Origin of the sequence: Paenirhizobium selenitireducens ATCC BAA-1503, from assembly GCF_000518785.1 — a bacterium.
Lineage (GTDB): Bacteria > Pseudomonadota > Alphaproteobacteria > Rhizobiales > Rhizobiaceae > Allorhizobium > Allorhizobium selenitireducens.
In genome coordinates, this window is sequence record NZ_KI912496.1 from 76,661 (window position 1) to 97,322 (window position 20,662).

Sequence of the window (20,662 nt, forward strand, 5' to 3'; positions counted from 1 at the left end):
TTCAATGCAGGTTCGGCTGGGCGCCCTGGCCCTTTTCGTCGATCACGTAACCGCGGCGGAACCGGTCGAGGCGGAAGGCCCGGGCGGTCTCGTGCGGCTCTTCGCGGGCGATCAGGTGGGCGAAGCAATAGCCCGATGCGGGCGTCGCCTTGAACCCGCCATAGCACCAGCCGGAATTCAGATAGAGATTGTCGAGATGGACCCTGTCGATGATCGGCGAGCCGTCCATGCTCATGTCCATGATGCCGCCCCAGGAGCGCAGGACCCGGATGCGCGATAGCGCCGGGATCATCGCCTTGCCGGCTTCCGCGACGTGCTCGACGGTCGCCAGATTGCCGCGCTGGGCATAGGAATTGTAGCCGTCGATGTCGCCGCCGAAGACGAGGCCTCCCTTGTCCGACTGCGAGACGTAAAAATGCCCGGCGCCGAAGGTGACGACGCAGTCGATGAAGGGTTTCAGCCCTTCGGAGACGAAGGCCTGCAGCACATGGCTTTCGATCGGCAGCTTGAGGTCGACCATTTCGGCGACGCGCGAGGAGTTGCCGGCGGCCGCGAGTGCGAGCTTGTCGCAGCCGATGAAGCCGCGGGTCGTCTCCACGCCGAGAGCCTTGCCGTTTTCACGGCGGATGCCGGTCACCTCGCAGTTCTGGATGATGTCGACGCCATGCGCGTCGGCGCCGCGAGCGTACCCCCAGGCCACGGCATCGTGGCGCACCGTTCCGCCGCGCTGCTGCAAGAGGCCGCCCTGGATCGGGAAGCGGGCATTGTCATAGTCGATGAAGGGCAGTTTCGCCTTGACCGCCTCGCGATCCAGCAGTTCGGCGTCCACCCCGTGCAGCCGCATCGCATTGCCGCGTCGGGTATAGGCGTCGCGCTGGGCGTCGGAATGGTAGAGGTTCAGCACGCCGCGCTGCGACACCATGGCGTTGAAGTTGAAATCCTGCTCCAGCCCTTCCCATAGCTTCATCGACAGCTCGTAGAACGGATTGTTGCCCGGCAGCAGATAGTTCGAACGGATAATGGTGGTGTTGCGGCCGACATTGCCGGAGCCGATATAGCCCTTCTCGACCACGGCGATGTTTTTGATCCCGAAGACCTTGGAAAGATAATAGGCGGTCGACAGCCCATGTCCGCCGCCGCCGACGATCACCACGTCGTAATGCGGCTTCGGGTCCGGCTGGCGCCAATGGGCGGCCCAGTTCTTGTTGCCGCGCAGGCCGTTGAGGAAAATCGAAAGAGCGGAATAGCGCATCAGTGCCGCCTGCTGATTGGAGGAGACCCGCAGCATACGTCCACCGCGCAATTTATGAATTGCATAAATGAGACTAGTTCGGATAAAAATGGGCCATGACCGATGCCCCGTCACCGTCAACGCACACCTACGGCTTTGTGCTCACGCCGAATTTTGCGCTGATGTCCTTTGCATCCGCGACCGAGCCGTTGCGTGCGGCCAATCTGATCGCGCAGACCCTGCTCTATGAGATCGTACCGCTCTCGATCGGCGGCAGGCCTGTGGTGTCTTCTGCGGGCTTCGCCATCCCCTGCCGGGACATCGCTGCGGCCGGCAGCGACTATCACACGATCTTCGTCGTCGCCGGCGGCAATCCGGAAGACTGGAAGCAGGCAGCAGGCCTGCATCCGGCCTTGCGGCGGCTTTCGCGCCAAGGTGTGCGGATCGGCGGCATTTCCAGCGGCTCCTATCTTCTTGCTGCGTCCGGCCTGCTGGACGGTCGAGACTTCACCATCCACTGGGAGCACGCGCCGGCTCTCGCCGAGGCCTTTCCAAAGCTTGCCCCGCGTCAGGCGCGCTATGTGCTGGACGGGGATCGCATCACCTGCGGCGGTGGCGTCGCACCGCTCGACATGATGCATGCGCTGATTGCCGAACGCATGGGCCAGGCCTTCGCGCGGCGGGTCAGCGACTGGTATCTGCACACCGCCGTCGCCGAACCCGGCGGGCCGCAAAGGGGCTCGTCGGCGGAACGCTTCGGCACGCATCATCCGGCCCTCGTCACCGTGCTCGAAACGATGGAAACGACGATCGAAAACCCGCTTTCCCGCCGCGACATGGCGCGTCTGGCGGGCATCAGTCCGCGCCATCTCGACCGCCTGTTTGCCGAACAGATGCCGGCCGGTTTCCTCGAAAGTTACCGCAACATCCGGCTCGATCATGCCCGCAAGCTTCTCGAGCAGAGCCCTCTTTCCATTTCGGAGGTCGCCTTTGCCACCGGGTTTTCGAGCGCCTCGCACTTTTCGCGGGCCTACAAACAGCGTTTTGGCATCCAGCCGAAATCCGTTAGAGCGTAGATGAGACCAAGGCGGTTCGGCGGGCGAACCGGGAGTGAGGGAGTGATGCCAGTGGACAGGAAGAATGCGGCGAAGGTCGCCAAGGCGGTTCTGGCGCAAAATCCCCATGCCGTGCGCGAGCCGCGGGCCAACACGCTGGAAATGGCGATCGGCCACGAGGTGCGCACCTATCGCAAGAAGCTCGGACTGACGGTCGCCGACCTCGCCTCCGCCACCGGCATGTCGGTCGGCATGCTGTCGAAGATCGAGAACGGCAATATCTCGTCCTCGCTCAACACGTTGCAGTCGCTCTCAACCGCGCTCAGCGTGCCGATCACCGCCTTCTTTCGCGGCTATGAGGAGCCGAAGAGCGCCAGCTTCGTCAAGGCGGGCGAGGGCGTGAACATCGAGCGGCGCGGCACGCGCGCCGGCCACCACTACAGCCTGCTCGGCCACATCGAGAACAACACCTCGGGCGTGGCGGTGGAGCCGTATCTGATCACGCTCAATGCGGAATCGGACATCTTCCCGACCTTTCAGCACGAAGGCATGGAGTTTCTCTACATGCTCGAGGGTGAGGTGGTCTATCGCCATGGCGAGACCCTCTACCGGATGCAGCCCGGCGACAGCCTGTTCTTCGACGCCGATGCGCCGCATGGGCCCGAGGAACTGGTCAAGCTGCCGGCCCGCTATCTGTCGATCATCTCCTATCCGCAGCAAGGCTAGTTGGCCCAAGGGGTCAGCCGACCGTTGCGATCAGGTCAGACCACGGCCTCGCCGCCGTCGACCACCAGGATCTGGCCGGTCATGTAGGACGAGCGGGGTGACACCAGGAAGAGGATGGATTCGGCGATCTCCTCGACGCTTGCCCAGCGGCCCATCGGCACCTTTTCCCGCACATAGGCCTCGATCGCCTCCCGGCCGCCCATCTGGGTGATGAAGGGGGCGTTGAAGGGCGTGTCGACCCAGCCGGGGCAGAGCGCGTTGACCCGGATGCCGAACCGCGCATAGTCCCCCGCCATCTGCCGGGTCATGGCGATGACGGCGTGCTTCGTCGTGGTGTAGGCGATCATCTCGCGATCGTAGAGCACGCCCGACGAGGAGGACGTGTTGAGGATGACGCCGGATCCCTGACGTTTCATCATCGGCATGACGAGGCGGGCGGCCATGAAATGCGCCCGGACATTGAGGTTCCACGAGCGGTCGAAGCCCTCGATCGCGACCTGCTCCAGGTCCCCGGCGACCTGTGCGCCGGCATGATTGTGCAGGATGTCGATGCGTCCGTGGCGGGCCATGAGCGCCGAGAGGCCGGCTTCGAGGGCGGCATCGTCGGTCACGTCGAGGCCGAGTGCTTCGGCGCTGCCGCCGGAGGCGCGGATCTCTGCCGCAACCGTCTGCGCCGCTTCGACATTGCGGTCGATGATGGCGACGTGGGCACCCTCGCGGGCGATGATGGCGGCGCCCGCCTGGCCGATGCCGGAGCCGGCGCCGGTGACGATCGCGATCCGGTCCCTCAGGATCATGCTCTACTCTCCGGCATGCGTGTTTTTGCCCCGGTCCCGCATCAGCGTGCGGGCGATCAGAATCAGGAAGATCGAGGCCACCAGCACCAGCGTGGCGATCGCGTTGATCTCCGGCGTGACGCCCCGGCGGATCGACGCGAAGACGTAGATCGGCAGCGTGGTCTTGGAGCCGGCGACGAAGAAGGCAACGATGAAATCGTCGAAGGAAAAGGTGAAGGCGAGCAGGAAGCCGGCGAGGATCGAGGGCAGGATCTGCGGCAGGACGATCTCGCGGAAGGTGGTGAACGGGGTCGCGTAGAGATCGCTCGATGCCTCGACGATGTCGCGGCCCAGGCTGGCGATCCGTGCCTTGACGATCATAGTCACCAGCGCCAACGAGAACAGGCCATGCGCGGCGATGATCGAGCCGTAACCGAGCCCCAGCTGCGGCGGCTTGTCGCCCGGCCAGATCGAGGCGAGCGCCGGGTTGAGGAAGGAGAAGACCTCGACCAGGGCCACCAGCGTGGCGATGCCGATCACCACGCCCGGCACGACGATGGCCGCGGCGAACAGGCCGTCGAAGATGGCCCGCCCGCGGGGACCGAGCCGCTCCATGCCGAGTGCCGCCATGGTGCCGAATATCGCGGCGAGCCCGGCGCTGGTGAAGGCGATCATCAGGCTGTTCTGCAAAGCGGTGATCAGGAAGGTGTTGGTGAGCGCCTTGCCATACCAAATCGTGGAGAAGCCGGTGAACTCGGAGGCGCTGCGGCCGGCATTGAACGAGAACAGCACGACCAGCGCGATCGGCGCATAGAGGAACAGGTAGACGGAGGTGACGAGCGCGCGCATCAGACGAGATCCACCTGTCTTGAGCCGGAAATCCTGAAGGCGATGCGCATGGCGACGCTCAGCACGATGACGACGACCACCACCAATGTCACGGCGATCGCCGAACCGAACGGCCAGTTGCGCGATTGCAGGAAGAGGTCGACCAGGGCATTGCCGATGAAGAACACCTTGCCGCCGCCGAGAAGCTGGGGGATCAGATATTCGCCGAGAAGCAGGATGGTGACCAGCGCCACGCCGGTCATGACGCCCGGAAGCGAGAGCGGCAGGGTCACGCCGAAGAAGGTGGAAACGGGCCTTGCGCCAAGATCGGCCGAGGCTTCGAGCAGCCGGCGGTCGAGTTTTTCCAGGCTCACATAGATCGGCATGATCATCAGCGGCAGGTAGCCGTAGACGATGCCGAGCAGAACTGCGCCGGGCGTGTTCAGCAGCCGCACGTCCTCGATGCCGATCATCGACAGCAGGTTCGGGATGCCGCGCGAGCCGAGGATGTACATCCATGCATAGGTGCGCACCAGAAGACTGGTCCAGAAGGGTACGACGACCAATGAGACGAGCAGCAGCCGGTATTGCGGGCTGGCCTTGATCGCCAGGTAGTAGGCGACAGGATAGGCGACGATCAGGCAGAGGAAGGCGCCGAGCGGGGCGATCAGCATGGTGTTGCGGAAGGCGGCGGCGCGCGAGCCGAGATTGGCGAACTGGGCGAAGGTGAAGGCCGCCTGATAGCCGCCTTCTGGCGCCCGCTCGCCAACCGAAAACACGACGATCGCCATGAACGGCAGGACGAGGAAGACGAACAGCCAGATCGCCGCAGGCGCAACCAGCGTGGCGGTGACCAGTCTCTTTCGTGTGTCCGTTGTGAAGGCCATGCGGTGGTCCTGGTGTGGTCATTGATATGCGTCGAGCAAGGATTGCCCCTCACCCTGGCCCTCTCCCCGCAAGCGGGGAGAGGGGACGTCGAAGCTTCGCGCTTGTTCTGTGACAAGGAACGAGCGGGTGGCGATGTCTCCCTTCTCCCCGCCTGCGGGGAGAAGGTGGCGGCAGCCGGATGAGGGGCTTTCGCTCCAATCCGACCGAGGCCGTCAAGCCGACTTGAAGCGCGCCATCAGCTCGGCACGGGCGGGGTCGGTCAGCGTCACGGCGGCGCCGAATTCCAGCGGGGTCAGCGATGCCTCGTCCGGATAGACGATCTTGTTCGACGTCACGTCGGCCGGCAGCAGGGCCATCACCCGGCTGTCGGTCGTCGGGGCACCGTTGGCGATGTGTTCCTTGACGGCATTTGCCGGCGTCATCAGGAAGTCGAGCAGGGCATAGCCGGCCGGCTTGTTGGCGGCGCTCTTCGGGATGGCGTAGAAGTCGGTCCAGATCTCGCCGCCGTCGGAGCCGAGGATGTAGGCGATTTCCGGCATGTCGCGGTTGAGCTGCGCGCCGTCATTGGTCCAGCACATGGTCATCCAGGCGTCCGTGCCGCGCATGCCCGGCTGGTAGTCGCTGTTGATGCCGTAGAGATGCGGCTTGACCTTGATCAGCAGTTCCTCGGCCTTCGCCAGTTCCTCGGGCTTGATCGAGTTGAAGGAATAGCCGAGCGAGACCAGCGCGCTGCCGATCGTGGTCAACTGGTAATCGTGAACCATGGCGCGACCGTCGGCCTCGGTCTGGGCGACCTCGAAGAAGTCCTTCCACGAGGTGATCTTGGTCTTGATCTTGGCCGTGTTGACGGCCATGCCGGTCGTGCCCCAGTTCTTCGGCAGGGCGTAGGTCACGCCGTCGATGGCACCTTCCGAGGTGAAGCGCGGCGACTGCGTGGCCTGCGAGAAGGCGGGCAGCTTCGACATGTCGAGCGGATCGATCAGGCCGAGCTTCACATAGGTCGAAATGGTGTAGTTGGTGGGCACGAAGAGGTCCCAGCCGGTGCCGCCGGCCTGCAGCTTGGCGAGCATTTCCTCGTTGGAGCCGAAGACGTTGACTTCGACGGCGACGCCGGTCGCGGCGGTGAAGGCCTCGAAGGTTGCCGGATCGTGATAGTTCGGCCAGGTGGCGAGCGACATGGTCGTGCCGAGGTCGCCGGCATAGGCATTGGCGTTGAACGTGCCGGGCTGGCGGCCGAGCACCGCTGCGGCAAGGCCAAGGCCGGTGACGCCAAGGAAGTGACGGCGCGAAACGGACCCGCGCTTCAGGCGCATCCATTCGTCGCTCAATTGTTCGGCGGTCACCGGGGCATTTTCTCTGTACCACTTTGTCATGACGCTGTTCCCTTTTTTTGTCTTGACGAGTACGGCCGTTCCTCAGGCCGGAAAAACATGCATTTTGCCGGGATCGAATTTCAGAACGACCCGTTCGCCCGGTTCGACGAGATCGCTCTCCTGCACGCTGCGCCGGTCGGCCGTGACGAGGAAATCGCCCAGTCCGTCGACGTTTATCTGATATTCGGCGGTCGAGCCGAGGAAGATGCGGTGGGTGACCGTGCCCGCCAGTCCACCGCCCTGCGTCGGCTGCTGCCGGACGAGGTCGATCGCCTCGGGACGTAGCGCGACCGTCACGGCGCCGGGCGCCAGCATTCCTTTGCCTTCGCGTCCGAGCGCCATACCGTTGGAGAGCCGGATCGTCGTTCCGTCAGCCTCCAGTGTGGCGGCGATGCGATTGGTCTTGCCGACGAAATCGGCGACGAAGAGATCGGCCGGATGGTCGTAGATCGCCTGGGGCTTGTCCATCTGGACGATGCGGCCGGCGTTCATCACGCAGACCATGTCGCTCATCGACAGCGCCTCTTCCTGGTCATGGGTGACGAGCACGAAAGTGATGCCGAGTTCGCGCTGCAGGGTCTGAAGTTCGATCTGCATGGCGGTGCGCAGCTTCTTGTCGAGGGCTGCCAGCGGTTCGTCGAGCAGCAGCACGGAGGGCTTGTTGACGATCGCGCGGGCGAGCGCCACGCGCTGTTGCTGGCCGCCGGACATTTCGTGCACGCGACGCTTTTCGAAGCCGCCGAGCCGCACCATTTCCAGCGCCTCGCGCGCCCGGGCGGTGATCTCGGCGGCGCCGAGCCTCGGCCGCTGCTGCCTCAGTCCGTAGGCGACGTTCTGCTCGACGTTGAAATGCGGAAACAGCGCGTAGTGCTGGAAGACCATGTTGACGGGGCGGCGATAGGGCGGCACGCCGTTCATCTCGCGACCGTTGATCAGCACCGTGCCTTCGCTCGGCTGCTCGAAGCCGCCGATCATGCGCAGGCATGTGGTCTTGCCGCCGCCCGACGGTCCGAGCAAGGCCACGAACGCACCCTTCGGCACGGCCAGATTGATGTCCGATACCGCCGTCACGCTGCCATAGCGTTTGGCGACCGAACGGAACTCGATGTCGTTCGTCGAAGGCGCTGTCACGTCATATTCCCCGCGGTCGTTTTTCTGAATGCCGGGACCTCTTGCGATCGCCCGGCTTCACACCGTCTGGTCCAAACCTATTCAAGCCGGTCGATTGCGGTATATACCCCGAAAGAGGTATTCCAAGCCGTTTCGCAATGTGGAGGGTGTATACCCTGGGAGCAACTGCTGCTCTTTTTTGCAATCGGGTGGATGTCGGCATGGATCTCGAAGCCTTGTTCAAAGTCATGGGGCGGCTGGTGGGCGACGGCGCGCCTGGCGGGGATGCGGCGGGGGCCGCCTTCCATGCGCTGATGAAGAGCCTGCTGCGCTTCGACTATATCGTCGTCTTCGCCTATCGCGGACCGGAACGCCCCATCGATCTCTACAGCACGTTCACGCCTGAGGAACACGTCGTCTTCGTCAGCCTGTACCAGGCCGGCCCCTATCTGCTCGACCCGTTCTACAGCGCGGCGCAGGAGCCGAAGCCGGGCGTCTGGCGCATGCGGGAGCTGGCGCCCGACCGGTTCTTCTCGAGCGAGTATTTCCGCAGCTACTATACGCAGACCGGGCTGGCCGAAGAAGTCGGCTTCTTCGTCGCGCTGGACAGCGGCATCACGGTCGTTCTCTCGCTGATGCGGCGAGAGCAGTCGGGGGTGTTTTCCGCTGCCGAATTCGCGCTGCTGAAGAAGGCGGAGCCGGTGGTGGTCGCCCTTGTCCGCCATGCCTGGCCCGATCTCGGCCGCCGCTTCGACCAGGCGATCGCCAAGCGTGGCAGAAGTGGGCGAAAGGCCGCCCAGCCCGCCGCGGAACGGGTGTGGCGCGATCTCAATCTGACCGATCGAGAGGCCGCCATCGTCGAACTCGTCCTGCAGGGACATTCGTCGGAATCGGTGGGCCTCCGACTCGGCATCTCGACGGGAACCGTCAAGGTTCATCGCCGCAACGTCTATCGCAAGCTCGGCATTTCGTCGCAAACGCAGCTCTTGTCGATCTATCTCAAGAGCCTTGGGCAATAGCCGGCAAGCCCGCGGAGGCTCCGGCGCTGCGCACTTCAGCCGGTGAAGCGGTAGCGGGCGATCGATTCCGGCTTCATCTCGATCGAAAAGCCGGGCAGGGTGGGCGGCATATAGGCCGCGTTCTCGATCCGGCAGGGGTCGATGAAGTGTTCGTGCAGGTGATCGACATATTCGATGACACGGCCTTCCTTGGTGCCGGAGACGGCGATGTAGTCGATCATCGACAGGTGCTGGACATACTCGCAAAGGCCCACGCCGCCGGCATGCGGCCAGACGGGCAGGTCATATTTCGCCGCCATCAGCAGTACCGCCAGCACTTCGTTCAGGCCGCCCATGCGGCACGAGTCGATCTGCACGATGTCGATCGCGCCGCCGGCGATCATCTGCTTGAAGACGATGCGGTTCTGGCACATTTCGCCGGTCGCCACCTTCACCGGAGCGATCGCCTCGCGGATCGCCTTGTGGCCGGCGATGTCGTCGGGGCTGGTCGGCTCCTCAATGAAGAAGGGCTTGTAGACCGAAAGCGCCTTCACCCAGTCGATCGCCTCGCCGACCTCCCAGATCTGGTTGGCATCGATCATCAGGTAGCGGTCGTCGCCGATCACCTCGCGGGCGATCCTGAGGCGGCGCTTGTCGTCCTCGAGATCGCGGCCGACCTTCATCTTGATGTGGGTGAAACCCTGGTCGACGGCCTCCTGGCAGAGGCGGCGCAGCTTGGTATCGTCATAGCCGAGCCAGCCGGCCGAGGTCGTGTAGCAGGCATAGCCTTCTTTCTCGAGCAGGGCGATGCGTTCGGCCTTGCCGGCCTCGGCTTTTCTGAGGATCGCCAGCGCTTCGTCCGGCGTGATCGCGTCGGTCAGATAGCGGAAATCGACGATCGACAGGATTTCTTCCGGGGTCATCTCGGCGACGAGGCGCCAGACCGGCTTTCCGGCCGCCTTGGCGAGGATGTCCCAGACGGCATTGACCACCGCGCCGGTCGCCAGGTGCATGGCGCCCTTGTCGGGGCCGATCCAGCGCAGCTGGCTGTCGCTCGTGACATAACGCCAGAAGCGTCCCGGATTGGCCTTGATCCATTCAAGTTCCAGTCCCACGACCAGGTGCTTCATGGCCTCGATCGCCGCGCAGCAGATCTCGTTGCCGCGGCCGATGGTGAAGGTCAGGCCGTGACCTTCGAGACCGGGCTCGTCGGTGCCGAGGATGACATAGGCCGCGGAGTAATCCGGATCCGGGTTCATCGCATCGGAACCGTCGAGGCTCTCGGAGGTGGGGAAGCGCAGGTCGACCGACCGCAGGCTGGTAATTTTGGTCATGGAATCAGGCCCTTGGTTGTCGATGGGGTTCAAACGTCGGCTTTGAATGTCTGCTTCTGGGATCCCAGCCCGTCGATGCCGAGTTCGACGACGTCGCCGGGTTTCAAGTAGCGCGGCGGCTTCATGCCCATGCCGACGCCGGGGGGCGTGCCGGTGGAGATGACGTCGCCGGGATGCAGGGACATGAACTGGCTCAGATAGGAGACGAGGAAGGCGACGCCGTAGACCATGGTGGCCGACGTGCCGTTCTGCATCTTTTCGCCGTTGACGCTCAGCCACATGGACAGGGCCTGCGGATCGGCGACCTCGTCCTTGGTGACCAGCCAGGGGCCGATCGGGCCAAAAGTGTCGCAGGACTTGCCCTTGGTCCACTGGCCGGCGCGTTCCGTCTGGAAGGCGCGCTCGGAGACGTCATGGGAGACGCAATAGCCGGCGACATAGTCGAGGGCCTCGGCTTCGGAGACATATTTTGCCGTCTTGCCGATGACGACGCCAAGCTCGACCTCCCAGTCGGTCTTTTCCGAGCCGCGCGGGATCAAGACGTCGTCGTTCGGGCCAACGATGGCCGAGGTCGCCTTCATGAAGATGACCGGTTCCGGCGGCACCGCCATGCCGCTTTCGGCGGCGTGGTCGGAATAGTTGAGGCCGATGCAGATGAACTTGCCGGTGCCGGCAACGCAAGCACCGATGCGGGAGGCTTCAAGCTCGGGCAGGGAGGTCAGGTCGAGGGCGGCGATCTTCGCCAGTCCCTCGGGCGAAATCGCCGCGCCGCCGATATCGGTCACATGGGCGGAGAGATCGCGGATTTCGCCGTTCTGGTCGAGAATGGCGGGCTTTTCCTGGCCGGGCTGTCCGACGCGCATCAGTTTCATGGGGGTGTGTCCTTTTCGAATTCGCGGCCGAGCCGCTCTTTGTTCTTCGCAGTTCGCAATGCCGGACGGAAAACCGCTTCACACTTTTCCTGGCATTGCTCAGATGGTCCAGCCGCCGTCGATGGCGAAGGCCTGGCCGGAGGTATAGGTGGCGCCGGCGATGTAGACGGCGAGATCGGCGATCTCTTCCGGCGTTCCGAGGCGGCCCATGGGCTGGCGGGCGATGAAGGCGGCGCGGGCGGCGTCATAGTCGCCCTGGGCGCGCATGCGGTCCTGCAGGGACGGGCTCTCGACCGTGCCGGGGCAGATGGCGTTGACGCGGATGCCTTGCGTCACATAGTCGGCGGCGACCGACTTGGTGAGCCCGATCACGGCGGCCTTGGTGACGGTGTAGGCGCAGCGGTTGGGCACGCCCTTCACCGAGGATGCGACCGAGGCCATGTTGATGATCGAGCCCGAGCCGCGCGCCAGCATGGCGGGCAGGACGGCGCGGATGGTGCGGATCATGGCGCGCACATTGAGGTCGAAGGCGAAGTCGAGATCGCCGGCCGTCATGTCCATCACCGTGCCGCCATGGACGACGCCGGCGCAGTTGAACAGGATGTCGAAGGGCCCGGTCTCGGCGACGATCGCCTCAACGGCTTCGTCCTTCAGCACGTCGAGCACGCGGGTCTCGAGCACGAGCCCTTCCGCCTTCGCCTCGGCCGCCAGGCTGTCGAGCGCCTCCGCATTGATGTCGGTCGCAACCACGCTTGCACCGGCGCGGGCAAAGGCCAGCGCACTCGCTCGCCCGATCCCCTGGCCCGAGGCCGTGATCAGGGTGCGTTTGTCTTTGAGGGAAAGCGACATGGGGTCTTCCTTTCTGGATGCGGCGCGGTCAGGCGGCCTTTGGCCGGCGTTCGACGATATGGATGTGGTCGGCGGCGAGCACGACCTCGCCCTTCTGGTTGACGACCTCGGTGCGCTCGACGACGCGGCCGACCTCGGCGCGTTTCGGATCGTCCTCCTTGGAATGGATCGTCACCCGGGTATGGATGGTGTCGCCGATGAAGACTGGCCGGATGAAGCGCATTCGGTCATAGCCGTAGGAGAAGGCTGCCGGATTGATGACCGAGGCGGTGAGCCCGATGCCGATGGAAAAGACCATGGTGCCGTGGGCGATGCGCTGGCCGAAGGGCGTCGTCTTGGCGAATTCCGCATCCATGTGGTGCGGGAAGAAATCGCCGGTGTGGCCCGCATGCACGATGAAATCGGTCTCGGTGATGGTGCGGCCGGTGGTCTGGCGCTGTTCGCCGATCTGGTAGTCCTCGTAATATTTCAGCTGTTCCATTGCGGTCTTCCTTGTCAGGGTCTTTCGGCGAGCGGCGTGGCGGGGGCGGCGTTCGAGGCGTAGAGCGCCTCGACCAGCGCCATCGTCATCCAGGCGTCCTCGACCGAGGAGACGAGTTCGCTGTCTTCACCGGCGGCGAAGCGCTGCAGGTTGGCCATGCGGCCGACAAAGGCATCGGGGAACCAGGTGCCGTCGAGCGGCACGCTTACCCATTCGCTGCCGCCCTTCGGATAGATCTCCAGAATGTCCGGCTCGCCGCGCGGATAGTCGAGGTTGACCCCCAGCTGTATGTAAGCGGCGCCTTCCGTTCCGCAGACGCGGAACTCGCAGGCCTGATGCTTCCGGCCGAACTTGTGATCATGATTGATCGACAGCGCGCAGCGCACGCGCTCGCCATAGTCCAGGATCGCCGTGGTGCGGGTCTGGGCCATGCGGTGGTTGGGATGGCCGATCGATTTCGCGTGCACCCCCTTGGGGTCGCCCAGCACCTGACGGATCAGGTCGAGGTAGTGGATCGAGTGCATGGCGATCTCGATGCGCGGCAGGCCTTCGAGAAAGGCCCAGAGTTCCCAGGGCGTATCGAGCGCCAGAGTGACGTCGAAGTCGACGACCTCGCCGAGCAGGCCCTTGGCGATCGCATCCTTGAGCGCCAGCATCATCGGGGCGAAGCGCAGCTGGAAATTGACCGCGGCCTTGAGCTTCTTGTCGCGGCAGATCTTCAGGATCTCGGTCGCTGCGGCAAGGTCGGCGCCCATGGGCTTCTGGATCAGCACCGCAGCGCCGTCGGGCAGGGCCGAAAGAACTCGGGCATGGGCGCCCGGCGGGGTCGCGAGGTCGAAGACGGCATTCTCGACGGCGGCTGCCTCTTCCACGGTCGCATAGGCTTTCACGCCCCATTTGTCGGCCAATGCCTCGGCCTTGTCCTGATCCGGGTCATAGAGACCGGCAATCGGAAAGCCGCCCTTGGCATAGGCGGGGAAATGCGCATCGCTGACGATCGAGCCGGCGCCGAAGGTGACGATCGGGCGGGGATGAGAGGGTAGCGGCCAGGACTGGGAGAGGGAGTGGGGGGCGAAGGTCATCGGGTCTCTTCTCCCATTGGCGTCATGGTCGGAAGACCCCCCTCTGCCCTGCCGGGCATCTCCCCCTCAAGGGGGGAGATCCGGTGGGGCGGCGCCTCGCCACCCAAGGAATAAGGACGTGTCAGGACAGCTCCTCTTTCGCAGACGCTGCTGCGGGCGATCAGGGCGCGTCTTGCCGATCTCCCCCCTTGAGGGGGAGATGCCCGGCAGGGCAGAGGGGGGTGCCTGACAACCTCAATGCTAAGCATGGAAGAACACCTCTTCCATTTCCGCCCACCACTCGCCCTCCTTGCGGGTGTCGAGCGCCGACTGGCAGGGGATACAGACGGACCACCATTCCTGCGTCTTCGGGTCGGCGGCCATCTTGGCCATGTCGGCGGCGAAATCGGTGCCGTGGTATTCGAAGAAGGAGAACAGCAGGTTCTCCGGCTCCTTCAGGAAGATCGAATAGTTCTTGATATTGCAGGCCGAGATCATCGAAAGCACGTCGGGCCAGACGGCGGCGTGCAGGCGCTTGTATTCCTCGATCTTCTCAGGCCTGACGCCGATCACCATTCCCTTGCGTTGCATGATGTCCTCCTCCTCGTTTAGCGGATGTCCCGGTCGAATTCCGTAATCCGGCGGCCCTCGATCGCATCCCAGTCCCATTCGATGCCGAGCCCGGGGGTCGTCGGTGCCAGCGCCTGGCCGTCCTCGATCACCAGGCGTGACGTGGTGATGTCGTCGAGCTGGGGAATGTATTCGACATATTTTCCGTTCTGCACGGCACAGGTCAGGCTGACATGCAGTTCCATCAGGAAATGCGGGCAGACCGGCATGTCGAAGGCCTCTGCCGCATGGGCAACCTTGAGCCACGGCGTGATACCGCCGATCCGGCCGGCGTCGACCTGAACGATGGAGCAGGCGCCCTTCTGCATATATTCGCGGAAATGGCGGATCGAATAAAGGGACTCGCCGACCGCGATCGGGGTCGAAGTCGAACGGTTGAGCCGCACATGGCTGTCGATGTCGTCGGCCGGCAAAGGTTCCTCCAGCCAGGCAAGGTCGAGCTCGCGCAGACGCTCGGCCCTCCGGATCACTTCGTCGACGGCAAAGCCCTGATTGGCGTCCGTCATGATCTCGTAGTCATCGCCGACCGCCTTGCGCACGGCGGAGAGCCGGGCAAAGTCCTCCGAACCATGCGGCTTGCCGATCTTGACCTTCGAGCCGCGGAAGCCCTTGGCCTTGGCGTCGAGCGCGTCTTCGACAAGCGCTTCGGCCGGCAGGTGCAGCCAGCCGCCCTCGGTGGTATAGAGCGGGCAACGATCCTTGGCGCCGCCGGCAAGCTTCCACAGCGGCAGGCCCTGCTTGCGGGCGCGAAGGTCCCAAAGCGCGGTGTCGATGGCGGCGAGCGCGATCGCGGTGATCGCGCCGATGGTCGTGGCGTGGGTGGCGAATTCGAGTTCGTGCCAGATCGCCTCGATCTGGTCCGCGTCGCGGCCGATCAGGCGCGGCGCCAGATGGTCAGCGAGAAGCCGCATCGCCGACGACCCGCCGGTGCCGATCGTGTAGCTGTAGCCGGTGCCGGTTGCGCCGTCGCTGTCGGTGATCGTGACCAGCGGCGTCTCCTGGCTGACGAAGCTTTGGATGGCGTCCGTGCGCTCGACCTTCGGGCGAAGGTCGACCATTCTCAGTTCGACGCGCTCGATCCGTGCCATGGCTCAGCCCCTCAAGGTCTTGCCGCTGTCGCGGTCGAAGAGATGCGCCTGGGACAGGTCGAAGCAGAAGCCCAGCATTTCGCCCATCTTCAGCGGGCGTGGGTTGAGCATGCGGCCGACCCATTCGTGGCCGCCGAATTCGGAGAAGACCAGCGTCTCGTTGCCGAGCGGCTCGGTGATGCTGACCTTCAGGTCCTGGACATGGACGTCGGTCTCGTGGCCGGAATGGATGCCGTGCCCGGTCGGGTAGAGATCGTCGGGGCGCAGGCCAAAGGTCACCTTCCGGCCGGCGGAAACGCGGTCGGCGAACTGCTTCGGCAGCGGCAGGCTCTCGCCATTGGCAAAGACGATGCGGCCGTCTGCAATCTCGGCATCCTTGAGATTCATCGGCGGCGAGCCGATGAAGCCGGCGACGAATTTGGAATTGGGGCGCTGGAACACTTCCTCGGGCGAGCCGACCTGCTCGATATAGCCGTCGCGCATGATGACGATGCGGTCGGCGAGCGTCATCGCCTCGACCTGGTCATGGGTGACGTAGATGACGGTCGACTGAACCTTGGCGTGCAGCTTCTTGATCTCGGTGCGCATCTGGGTGCGCAGCTTGGCGTCGAGGTTCGACAGCGGCTCGTCGAAGAGGAAGACTTCCGGATCGCGCACGATGGCGCGGCCCATGGCGACACGCTGGCGCTGGCCGCCGGAGAGCTGCGAGGGGCGGCGGTCGAGAAGGGCCGTCAGGTCCAGGGTGCGGGCCGCTTCCTCGACACGGGGGCCGATTTCCTCCGGCTTCATGCCGGCGATCTTCAGCGAAAAGCCCATGTTCTCGCGCACGGTCATGTGCGGATAGAGCGCATAGGACTGGAACACCATGGCGAGGTTGCGGGCCCGCGGCGGCAGGTCATTGACGATCCGGCCGCCAATCTTCAGGTTGCCGCCGGAGATCGGCTCCAACCCGGCGATCATGCGGAGCGTCGTCGACTTGCCACAGCCGGACGGGCCGACGAGCGCGATGAATTCGCGGTCGGCGACTTCGAGGTCGATGCCGTGGACCACTTCGAGGGCGCCATAGCGCTTGACCAGCTTTTCGAGGGTGACGGTTGCCATGGTCTATCCTTTGACTGCGCCGGAGGTGAGGCCGGAAACGAGATGCTTCTGCACGATGAAGGTGAGCACGAGGGCCGGGATGATCATCACCACGGCGAGCGCGCACATGCCGCGCCAGTCGATGGTGAATTCCGCGGTATAGTCGAGCAGGCCGACCGGCAGGGTCTTGGAGGTGACGGAACGGGTCAGCTGTGAGGCGAGCGCGAACTCGTTCCACGAGGTGAGGAAGGCGAAGATGCCGGCCGATGCGATGCCGGGGCCGGCCAGCGGAAACTCGACCTGCCAGAAGGCCTGCCAGCGGGTGCAGCCGTCGATCTGGGCGGCTTCGGCGAGATCCTTCGGCACCTGGCGGAAGAAGCCGTCGATCAGCCAGATGGTGAAGGGCACGTTGAGCGCCACATAGACGAGGATCAGGCCGAAATGGGTGTCGATGATGCCAAGCCGCGCATAGACGAAGAACAGCGGCAGCGACAGCGCGATGCCGGGCACTGTGCGGGTCAGCATCAGGCCGAGGAAGATCGCCGACTTCGCCTTGAAGCGATAACGGGCAAAGGCATAGCCGCCGGCCATGCCGATGGCCAGCGAGATCACGGTGGAGGTGACCGAGATGATCAGCGAGTTGCGGAAATATTCGATGACCGGAATGCCGCCCTGGCCGATGCCGGAGAACATCGCGACATAGGCGTCGAGCGACAGGTCTTGTGGGATCCAGACCGGGGGCTTGGCCATGATCTCCACCGTCGGACGGAAGGAGGAGAGCACGATCCAGAGACCCGGCAGGCAGATGATGGTCATCGCCACGAACAGCGTGATCTTGTGCACGGCCGAGAGGGCGAGCGATTTCAGGCGGGCGGTCGAGTTCTCGTTCATCTCACCACTCCGCGGCGATCTGGGTGCGGGCTGCCGCCAGCTTCCGGTAGAAATAGACGGTGAAGAGGATCGACAGGAGGATGGCGAAATAGGCCATGGCATTGGCGAGCCCCATGCGGGCGTCGGAATAGGCGGTGCGCGAGACCAGCGTCCAGAGAAGCTCGGTGCGCTTGGCCGGGCCGCCATCCGTCATGATCTTGACGATGTCGTAGGCTCTGGCGACGTCGAGCGAGCGGATGGTCATGGCGATATAGGCAAAGGGCATGATGAAGGGCCAGGTGACGTAACGAAAGGTCTGGAAGGGCGTGCAGCCGTCGACGCGGGCCGCCTCCAGCGGTTCCTTCGGCATGGCGAGCAGGCCGGCGAGGATCAGGATGGCGAAGACCGAAGTGGACGACCAGATCTCGGCCACCAGGATCGACCAGAAGGCGAGCTTGCCGTCGATCAGCCACGGGATCGCCTGATCGGTGAGGCCGAGCGACTGCAGGGCATTGTTGATCAGGCCGATATTGTCGTTGAACATGAACTTGAACTGGAAGCCGACGAGGATGGGCGAGAACATCATGGGGAACATCATGATGGTCCTGAGCACCCGCTGTCCGCGCGAGGCCTTCTCGACCAGCATGGCAAGGCCGAGGCCGAGCAGCATCTCGACGTTGAGCGCGACGGTGAGCAACAGGACCGTGCGTCCGAAGGCCGTCCAGAACTCCCAGTCGGTGAGAATCCGCTGGTAGTTGCGAAAGCCGACCAGCGTGTAGAGCGACGCCGGCTGCGTCAGCCGGAAGGCGGTGAAGCTCGAATACAGCGACAGCAGGAGAGGAACGATGACGACGGCTGCCAGGACGACGAATGCGGGCAGCAGAAGCAGGACGGGTGCCGGGATTTTCCAGCCTTTCATGAAATGCCTCTCCTGTATGCTTTTGGTCTGATCTGTTTCGTGGTCACGGAGTGCTCCGCAAGGGCTGCGAAATGCCCCTCACCCTAACCCTCTCCCCGCATGCGGGGAGAGGGGACGACCACGACGATGCCTGTTTCGCGGTAAGGGTGCTGCATATACCTTCTCCCCGTCAGAACGGGGAGAAGGTGCCGGCAGGCGGATGAGGGGCGGACTCTGCCTTACAGCTCGCCCGTTTCCTCGAGAATCTCGGTTGCCTTCTGCGCCGCGGCGTCGAGGGCTTCCTTGGAGGTCTTGTCGCCGAGGATGGCGGCCTGGAGTTCCGGGTAGACGGCGTTCGAGATCTCGATCCACGACGGGGTCTGCGGAACCGGGAAGGCGTGCTGGGCGGCTTCCTGGAAGGCGCTCAGGACTTCCTTCTTGTAGGGATCGTTCGCCGCTTCGGCGATATCCCATTCCCAGACGGCGGTGCGGGTCGGCAGCGGGCCGGCGGCTGCCTCGAGCTTCTGGCTGTCCTCGTTGGTGAGGAACCAGACGAGCGAGGCGGCGGCGTCCTTGCTGGCGCAGCTTTCCGTGACCGAGAAGCCGTGGTGGCCGGACCAGCCGGTGCGCTTGCCGGACGAACCGGCCGGCTGGACCTTCACGCCGACATTGCCGGCAACCTTGGACGACTTCGGATCGTTGAAGAAGGTCGCCCAGCCAGGCCAGTCGAGGTTGACCGCGATGGTGCCGGAGGCAAAACCCTGGCCGAGATCGTCCCAGAGATAGTTGGTCGTGCCGGCGGGAACGGCCTTGGCCTTGTAGAGATTGACGAACCAGTCGAGGGCGCGAATGCCGGCTTCGGAGTTGAAGGCGGGCTTGCCGTCGGCGTCGAGATATTCGCCGCCTTCGGCGACGACCATTTCATAGAAGCGACCGTTGATGGCCTCTTCCTTGCCGGCGAACTGCGTGCCGTAGAAATCCGGCGGGCTGGAGAAGAAGGTCGCCTGGTCGGTCACCTGGGCCCAGGTATCCGGCGGAGCGAGGTCATAACCGAACTTGGCCTTGAAGGCGGTCTTCTTGGCTTCGTCCTGGTAGAGGCTCTTCTGGTAGTAGAGGGCGGACACGTCGAACTGCGCGCGCGGCAGCATGACCAGCTTGCCGTCGAGCGTCGAGGCCTTGATGTTGGCCGGCACGAAGGCGTCGACTTCTTCCTTCGGCACGAGAGCCGACAGGTCGGTGTAGATGTCCGGGTACTGCGGGGCGAACGAGGAGTGGTTGGACCCGACGCACCAGGAAATGCTTCCCGTGGCGATGTCCGACTTGATCTCCTTGTCGAGCTCGAAATGGTTCTTCTTGGAAATGACGTTGACCTTGGCGCCCGTCGCCTTCTCCCATTCGGCGATGCGGGCGTAGAGGGCTTCGTACTGCTGTCCACCGATCAGCTTGGCGTCGATCGTGACGCCGTCAAACTTGCCAGGCAGATCGGCCGCGCCGACCGTTCCCGCCCAAGCACACATCAATGCGCCGGCTGCTACGCCGGTCAAAAGCTTTGGCATTTTCTCCTCCCAGGTGGCTTGCGCCTCAGCTCTCACCAATAAGAGCTTCATTCATATACAAACCATTTATTCATCTAGCGTCAAGCGCAAAGTATTGCGAGGGCTCATTTCTGCGTATATGAAAGGAGTGCTTCACTGAAGGGGATCGCGCCGTGACCGAAGACGAGAATGACCGCTATCGCGCGCCGGCGCTCGACAAGGGGCTGGATATTCTCGAACTGCTGGCGGCGGTGGACGGCGGGCTGACCCAGGCGGAAATCGCCAAGCGGCTGGATCGCAGCACCAATGAATTCTACCGCATGCTCGACCGCCTGGTGAAGCGCGGCTATGTCACCCGCATCGACGGGGACCGTTTCGCGCTGACGCTCAAGCTGTTCGGCCTTGCCCAGCTGCACGCCCCGGTGCGCCGGCTCGCATCCTTTGCCATTCCGCTGATGCGGGAACTCGCCGAAGCTTCCCGCCAGGCCAATCAGCTCGTGGTGTTCGATCGGGGTTATCCGGTGGTCATCGCCCAGCAGGAAGCGCCCGGCTACTGGGGGATCTCGATCCGCGTCGGCTCGCGGATCAGCCTGTTCGACACCGGTTCCGGCCACGTGTTGCTCGCCTTCCGCACCAAGGAAGAGCGCGAGATGATGATCGCCGAGAACCTCGGCAGCAGCGGCGACCAGGCCAAGGTCACGCCGGAATTCATGGCCCGTCTCGACCAGATCCGCAGTCGTGGCTACGAGATGATGCCGAGCGCCCAGACGGCGGGCGTCATCAACCTTTCGGCGCCGGTGCTCGGCGCCGACGGCAAGGCAATCGCGGCGCTGACCGTGCCCTATATCACGCTGATCAACGCACCCGGCGCACCCGACATCACCAACACCATTCACCTGGTGGGGGAGACGACGCGCAAGCTGTCGGAAATGGCCGGTTCGGACTTCACGACCGAGGTTCGGTAAGATCTACAATTTCG

21 protein-coding genes are annotated in these 20,662 nt (G+C 64.1%); 4 read left to right on the top strand and 17 right to left on the bottom strand.

The window, feature by feature from the left end; genetic code table 11:
- Position 1: 1 nt before the first annotated feature.
- Entirely contained in the window at positions 2 to 1,252 is a 1,251-nt protein-coding gene (locus L867_RS0123925; RefSeq protein WP_028739188.1) for a sarcosine oxidase subunit beta family protein, read from the bottom strand.
- A gap of 95 nt (positions 1,253 to 1,347) precedes the next feature.
- Between L867_RS0123925 and L867_RS0123930 the strand changes: the two genes are divergently transcribed.
- On the top strand, positions 1,348 to 2,307 hold the full coding sequence (locus tag L867_RS0123930) for a GlxA family transcriptional regulator (protein ID WP_028739189.1): 960 nt from the start codon (positions 1,348 to 1,350) through the stop codon (positions 2,305 to 2,307).
- A 45-nt stretch (positions 2,308 to 2,352) separates the two neighbouring features.
- Positions 2,353 to 3,012: a helix-turn-helix domain-containing protein gene (locus L867_RS0123935; RefSeq protein ID WP_028739190.1), complete on the top strand. Its 660-nt coding sequence runs from the start codon at positions 2,353 to 2,355 to the stop codon at positions 3,010 to 3,012.
- Between the two features lie 35 nt (positions 3,013 to 3,047).
- Here L867_RS0123935 and L867_RS0123940 read toward each other — a convergent pair whose 3' ends face one another.
- From L867_RS0123940 to L867_RS0123960, 5 genes are all read right to left on the bottom strand, one after another.
- On the bottom strand, positions 3,048 to 3,809 hold the full coding sequence (locus L867_RS0123940; protein ID WP_028739191.1) for an SDR family NAD(P)-dependent oxidoreductase: 762 nt from the start codon (positions 3,807 to 3,809) through the stop codon (positions 3,048 to 3,050).
- Between the two features lie 3 nt (positions 3,810 to 3,812).
- Positions 3,813 to 4,637: an ABC transporter permease gene (locus L867_RS0123945; protein WP_028739192.1), complete on the bottom strand. Its 825-nt coding sequence runs from the start codon at positions 4,635 to 4,637 to the stop codon at positions 3,813 to 3,815.
- On the bottom strand, positions 4,637 to 5,503 hold the full coding sequence (locus L867_RS0123950; RefSeq protein ID WP_028739193.1) for an ABC transporter permease: 867 nt from the start codon (positions 5,501 to 5,503) through the stop codon (positions 4,637 to 4,639). The genes L867_RS0123945 and L867_RS0123950 overlap by 1 nt, the downstream gene beginning before the upstream one ends.
- 213 nt (positions 5,504 to 5,716) lie before the next feature.
- Complete coding sequence (locus tag L867_RS0123955) at positions 5,717 to 6,877, bottom strand: polyamine ABC transporter substrate-binding protein (RefSeq protein WP_028739194.1); 1,161 nt, start codon at positions 6,875 to 6,877, stop codon at positions 5,717 to 5,719.
- A 42-nt stretch (positions 6,878 to 6,919) separates the two neighbouring features.
- Positions 6,920 to 8,008 carry an ABC transporter ATP-binding protein gene (locus L867_RS0123960; RefSeq protein ID WP_028739195.1) on the bottom strand — a complete coding sequence of 363 codons (1,089 nt, stop codon included), beginning with the start codon at positions 8,006 to 8,008 and terminating at the stop codon, positions 6,920 to 6,922.
- A 200-nt stretch (positions 8,009 to 8,208) separates the two neighbouring features.
- On the opposite strand from L867_RS0123960, the gene L867_RS0123965 reads away from it, so the two are divergent.
- Positions 8,209 to 9,006, top strand: coding sequence for a helix-turn-helix transcriptional regulator (locus L867_RS0123965; RefSeq protein WP_037174432.1), 798 nt, complete (start codon positions 8,209 to 8,211; stop codon positions 9,004 to 9,006).
- Between the two features lie 35 nt (positions 9,007 to 9,041).
- Here L867_RS0123965 and L867_RS0123970 read toward each other — a convergent pair whose 3' ends face one another.
- The 11 genes from L867_RS0123970 to L867_RS0124020 form a co-directional block, all read right to left on the bottom strand.
- Complete coding sequence (locus L867_RS0123970) at positions 9,042 to 10,319, bottom strand: L-fuconate dehydratase (protein WP_028739197.1); 1,278 nt, start codon at positions 10,317 to 10,319, stop codon at positions 9,042 to 9,044.
- 29 nt (positions 10,320 to 10,348) lie between these two features.
- Complete coding sequence (locus tag L867_RS0123975) at positions 10,349 to 11,191, bottom strand: fumarylacetoacetate hydrolase family protein (protein ID WP_028739198.1); 843 nt, start codon at positions 11,189 to 11,191, stop codon at positions 10,349 to 10,351.
- A 99-nt stretch (positions 11,192 to 11,290) separates the two neighbouring features.
- Positions 11,291 to 12,040, bottom strand: a complete 750-nt coding sequence (locus L867_RS0123980; RefSeq protein ID WP_028739199.1) for an SDR family oxidoreductase — start codon at positions 12,038 to 12,040, stop codon at positions 11,291 to 11,293.
- 28 nt (positions 12,041 to 12,068) lie between these two features.
- Entirely contained in the window at positions 12,069 to 12,521 is a 453-nt protein-coding gene (locus L867_RS0123985) for a MaoC family dehydratase (RefSeq protein ID WP_028739200.1), read from the bottom strand.
- Between the two features lie 14 nt (positions 12,522 to 12,535).
- Positions 12,536 to 13,603, bottom strand: coding sequence for a Gfo/Idh/MocA family protein (locus L867_RS0123990; protein ID WP_028739201.1), 1,068 nt, complete (start codon positions 13,601 to 13,603; stop codon positions 12,536 to 12,538).
- Positions 13,604 to 13,843: 240 nt separating this feature from the next.
- Entirely contained in the window at positions 13,844 to 14,173 is a 330-nt protein-coding gene (locus L867_RS0123995) for an L-rhamnose mutarotase (RefSeq protein WP_028739202.1), read from the bottom strand.
- A gap of 17 nt (positions 14,174 to 14,190) precedes the next feature.
- Positions 14,191 to 15,300, bottom strand: a complete 1,110-nt coding sequence (locus L867_RS0124000) for a mandelate racemase/muconate lactonizing enzyme family protein (protein ID WP_028739203.1) — start codon at positions 15,298 to 15,300, stop codon at positions 14,191 to 14,193.
- A gap of 3 nt (positions 15,301 to 15,303) precedes the next feature.
- The gene (locus tag L867_RS0124005; RefSeq protein WP_028739204.1) at positions 15,304 to 16,401 is read right to left on the bottom strand and encodes an ABC transporter ATP-binding protein; all 1,098 of its coding nucleotides are present in this window, start codon (positions 16,399 to 16,401) and stop codon (positions 15,304 to 15,306) included.
- A gap of 3 nt (positions 16,402 to 16,404) precedes the next feature.
- On the bottom strand, positions 16,405 to 17,271 hold the full coding sequence (locus tag L867_RS0124010; protein WP_037174435.1) for a carbohydrate ABC transporter permease: 867 nt from the start codon (positions 17,269 to 17,271) through the stop codon (positions 16,405 to 16,407).
- A gap of 1 nt (position 17,272) precedes the next feature.
- Positions 17,273 to 18,169 (bottom strand): carbohydrate ABC transporter permease, encoded by an 897-nt coding sequence (locus L867_RS0124015; protein WP_028739206.1) that lies wholly within the window; start codon positions 18,167 to 18,169, stop codon positions 17,273 to 17,275.
- Positions 18,170 to 18,387: 218 nt separating this feature from the next.
- The gene (locus L867_RS0124020; RefSeq protein WP_028739207.1) at positions 18,388 to 19,704 is read right to left on the bottom strand and encodes a type 2 periplasmic-binding domain-containing protein; all 1,317 of its coding nucleotides are present in this window, start codon (positions 19,702 to 19,704) and stop codon (positions 18,388 to 18,390) included.
- Between the two features lie 152 nt (positions 19,705 to 19,856).
- Here L867_RS0124020 and L867_RS0124025 point away from each other — a divergent pair, with 152 nt between their 5' ends.
- Positions 19,857 to 20,648, top strand: coding sequence for an IclR family transcriptional regulator (locus L867_RS0124025; protein ID WP_028739208.1), 792 nt, complete (start codon positions 19,857 to 19,859; stop codon positions 20,646 to 20,648).
- Positions 20,649 to 20,662 lie beyond the last annotated feature (14 nt).

Excerpts from the sequence above, each read along its gene's own strand:
- L867_RS0123925 (WP_028739188.1), bottom strand. The coding sequence starts at position 1,252 with ATGCGCTATTCCGCTCTTTCGATTTTCCTCAACGGCCTGCGCGGCAAC.
- L867_RS0123930 (WP_028739189.1), top strand. The coding sequence starts at position 1,348 with ATGACCGATGCCCCGTCACCGTCAACGCACACCTACGGCTTTGTGCTC.
- L867_RS0123935 (WP_028739190.1), top strand. The coding sequence starts at position 2,353 with ATGCCAGTGGACAGGAAGAATGCGGCGAAGGTCGCCAAGGCGGTTCTG.
- L867_RS0123940 (WP_028739191.1), bottom strand. The coding sequence starts at position 3,809 with ATGATCCTGAGGGACCGGATCGCGATCGTCACCGGCGCCGGCTCCGGC.
- L867_RS0123945 (WP_028739192.1), bottom strand. The coding sequence starts at position 4,637 with ATGCGCGCGCTCGTCACCTCCGTCTACCTGTTCCTCTATGCGCCGATC.
- L867_RS0123950 (WP_028739193.1), bottom strand. The coding sequence starts at position 5,503 with ATGGCCTTCACAACGGACACACGAAAGAGACTGGTCACCGCCACGCTG.
- L867_RS0123955 (WP_028739194.1), bottom strand. The coding sequence starts at position 6,877 with ATGACAAAGTGGTACAGAGAAAATGCCCCGGTGACCGCCGAACAATTG.
- L867_RS0123965 (WP_037174432.1), top strand. The coding sequence starts at position 8,209 with ATGGATCTCGAAGCCTTGTTCAAAGTCATGGGGCGGCTGGTGGGCGAC.
- L867_RS0123970 (WP_028739197.1), bottom strand. The coding sequence starts at position 10,319 with ATGACCAAAATTACCAGCCTGCGGTCGGTCGACCTGCGCTTCCCCACC.
- L867_RS0123975 (WP_028739198.1), bottom strand. The coding sequence starts at position 11,191 with ATGAAACTGATGCGCGTCGGACAGCCCGGCCAGGAAAAGCCCGCCATT.
- L867_RS0123980 (WP_028739199.1), bottom strand. The coding sequence starts at position 12,040 with ATGTCGCTTTCCCTCAAAGACAAACGCACCCTGATCACGGCCTCGGGC.
- L867_RS0123985 (WP_028739200.1), bottom strand. The coding sequence starts at position 12,521 with ATGGAACAGCTGAAATATTACGAGGACTACCAGATCGGCGAACAGCGC.
- L867_RS0123990 (WP_028739201.1), bottom strand. The coding sequence starts at position 13,603 with ATGACCTTCGCCCCCCACTCCCTCTCCCAGTCCTGGCCGCTACCCTCT.
- L867_RS0123995 (WP_028739202.1), bottom strand. The coding sequence starts at position 14,173 with ATGCAACGCAAGGGAATGGTGATCGGCGTCAGGCCTGAGAAGATCGAG.
- L867_RS0124000 (WP_028739203.1), bottom strand. The coding sequence starts at position 15,300 with ATGGCACGGATCGAGCGCGTCGAACTGAGAATGGTCGACCTTCGCCCG.
- L867_RS0124005 (WP_028739204.1), bottom strand. The coding sequence starts at position 16,401 with ATGGCAACCGTCACCCTCGAAAAGCTGGTCAAGCGCTATGGCGCCCTC.
- L867_RS0124010 (WP_037174435.1), bottom strand. The coding sequence starts at position 17,271 with ATGAACGAGAACTCGACCGCCCGCCTGAAATCGCTCGCCCTCTCGGCC.
- L867_RS0124015 (WP_028739206.1), bottom strand. The coding sequence starts at position 18,169 with ATGAAAGGCTGGAAAATCCCGGCACCCGTCCTGCTTCTGCTGCCCGCA.
- L867_RS0124020 (WP_028739207.1), bottom strand. The coding sequence starts at position 19,704 with ATGCCAAAGCTTTTGACCGGCGTAGCAGCCGGCGCATTGATGTGTGCT.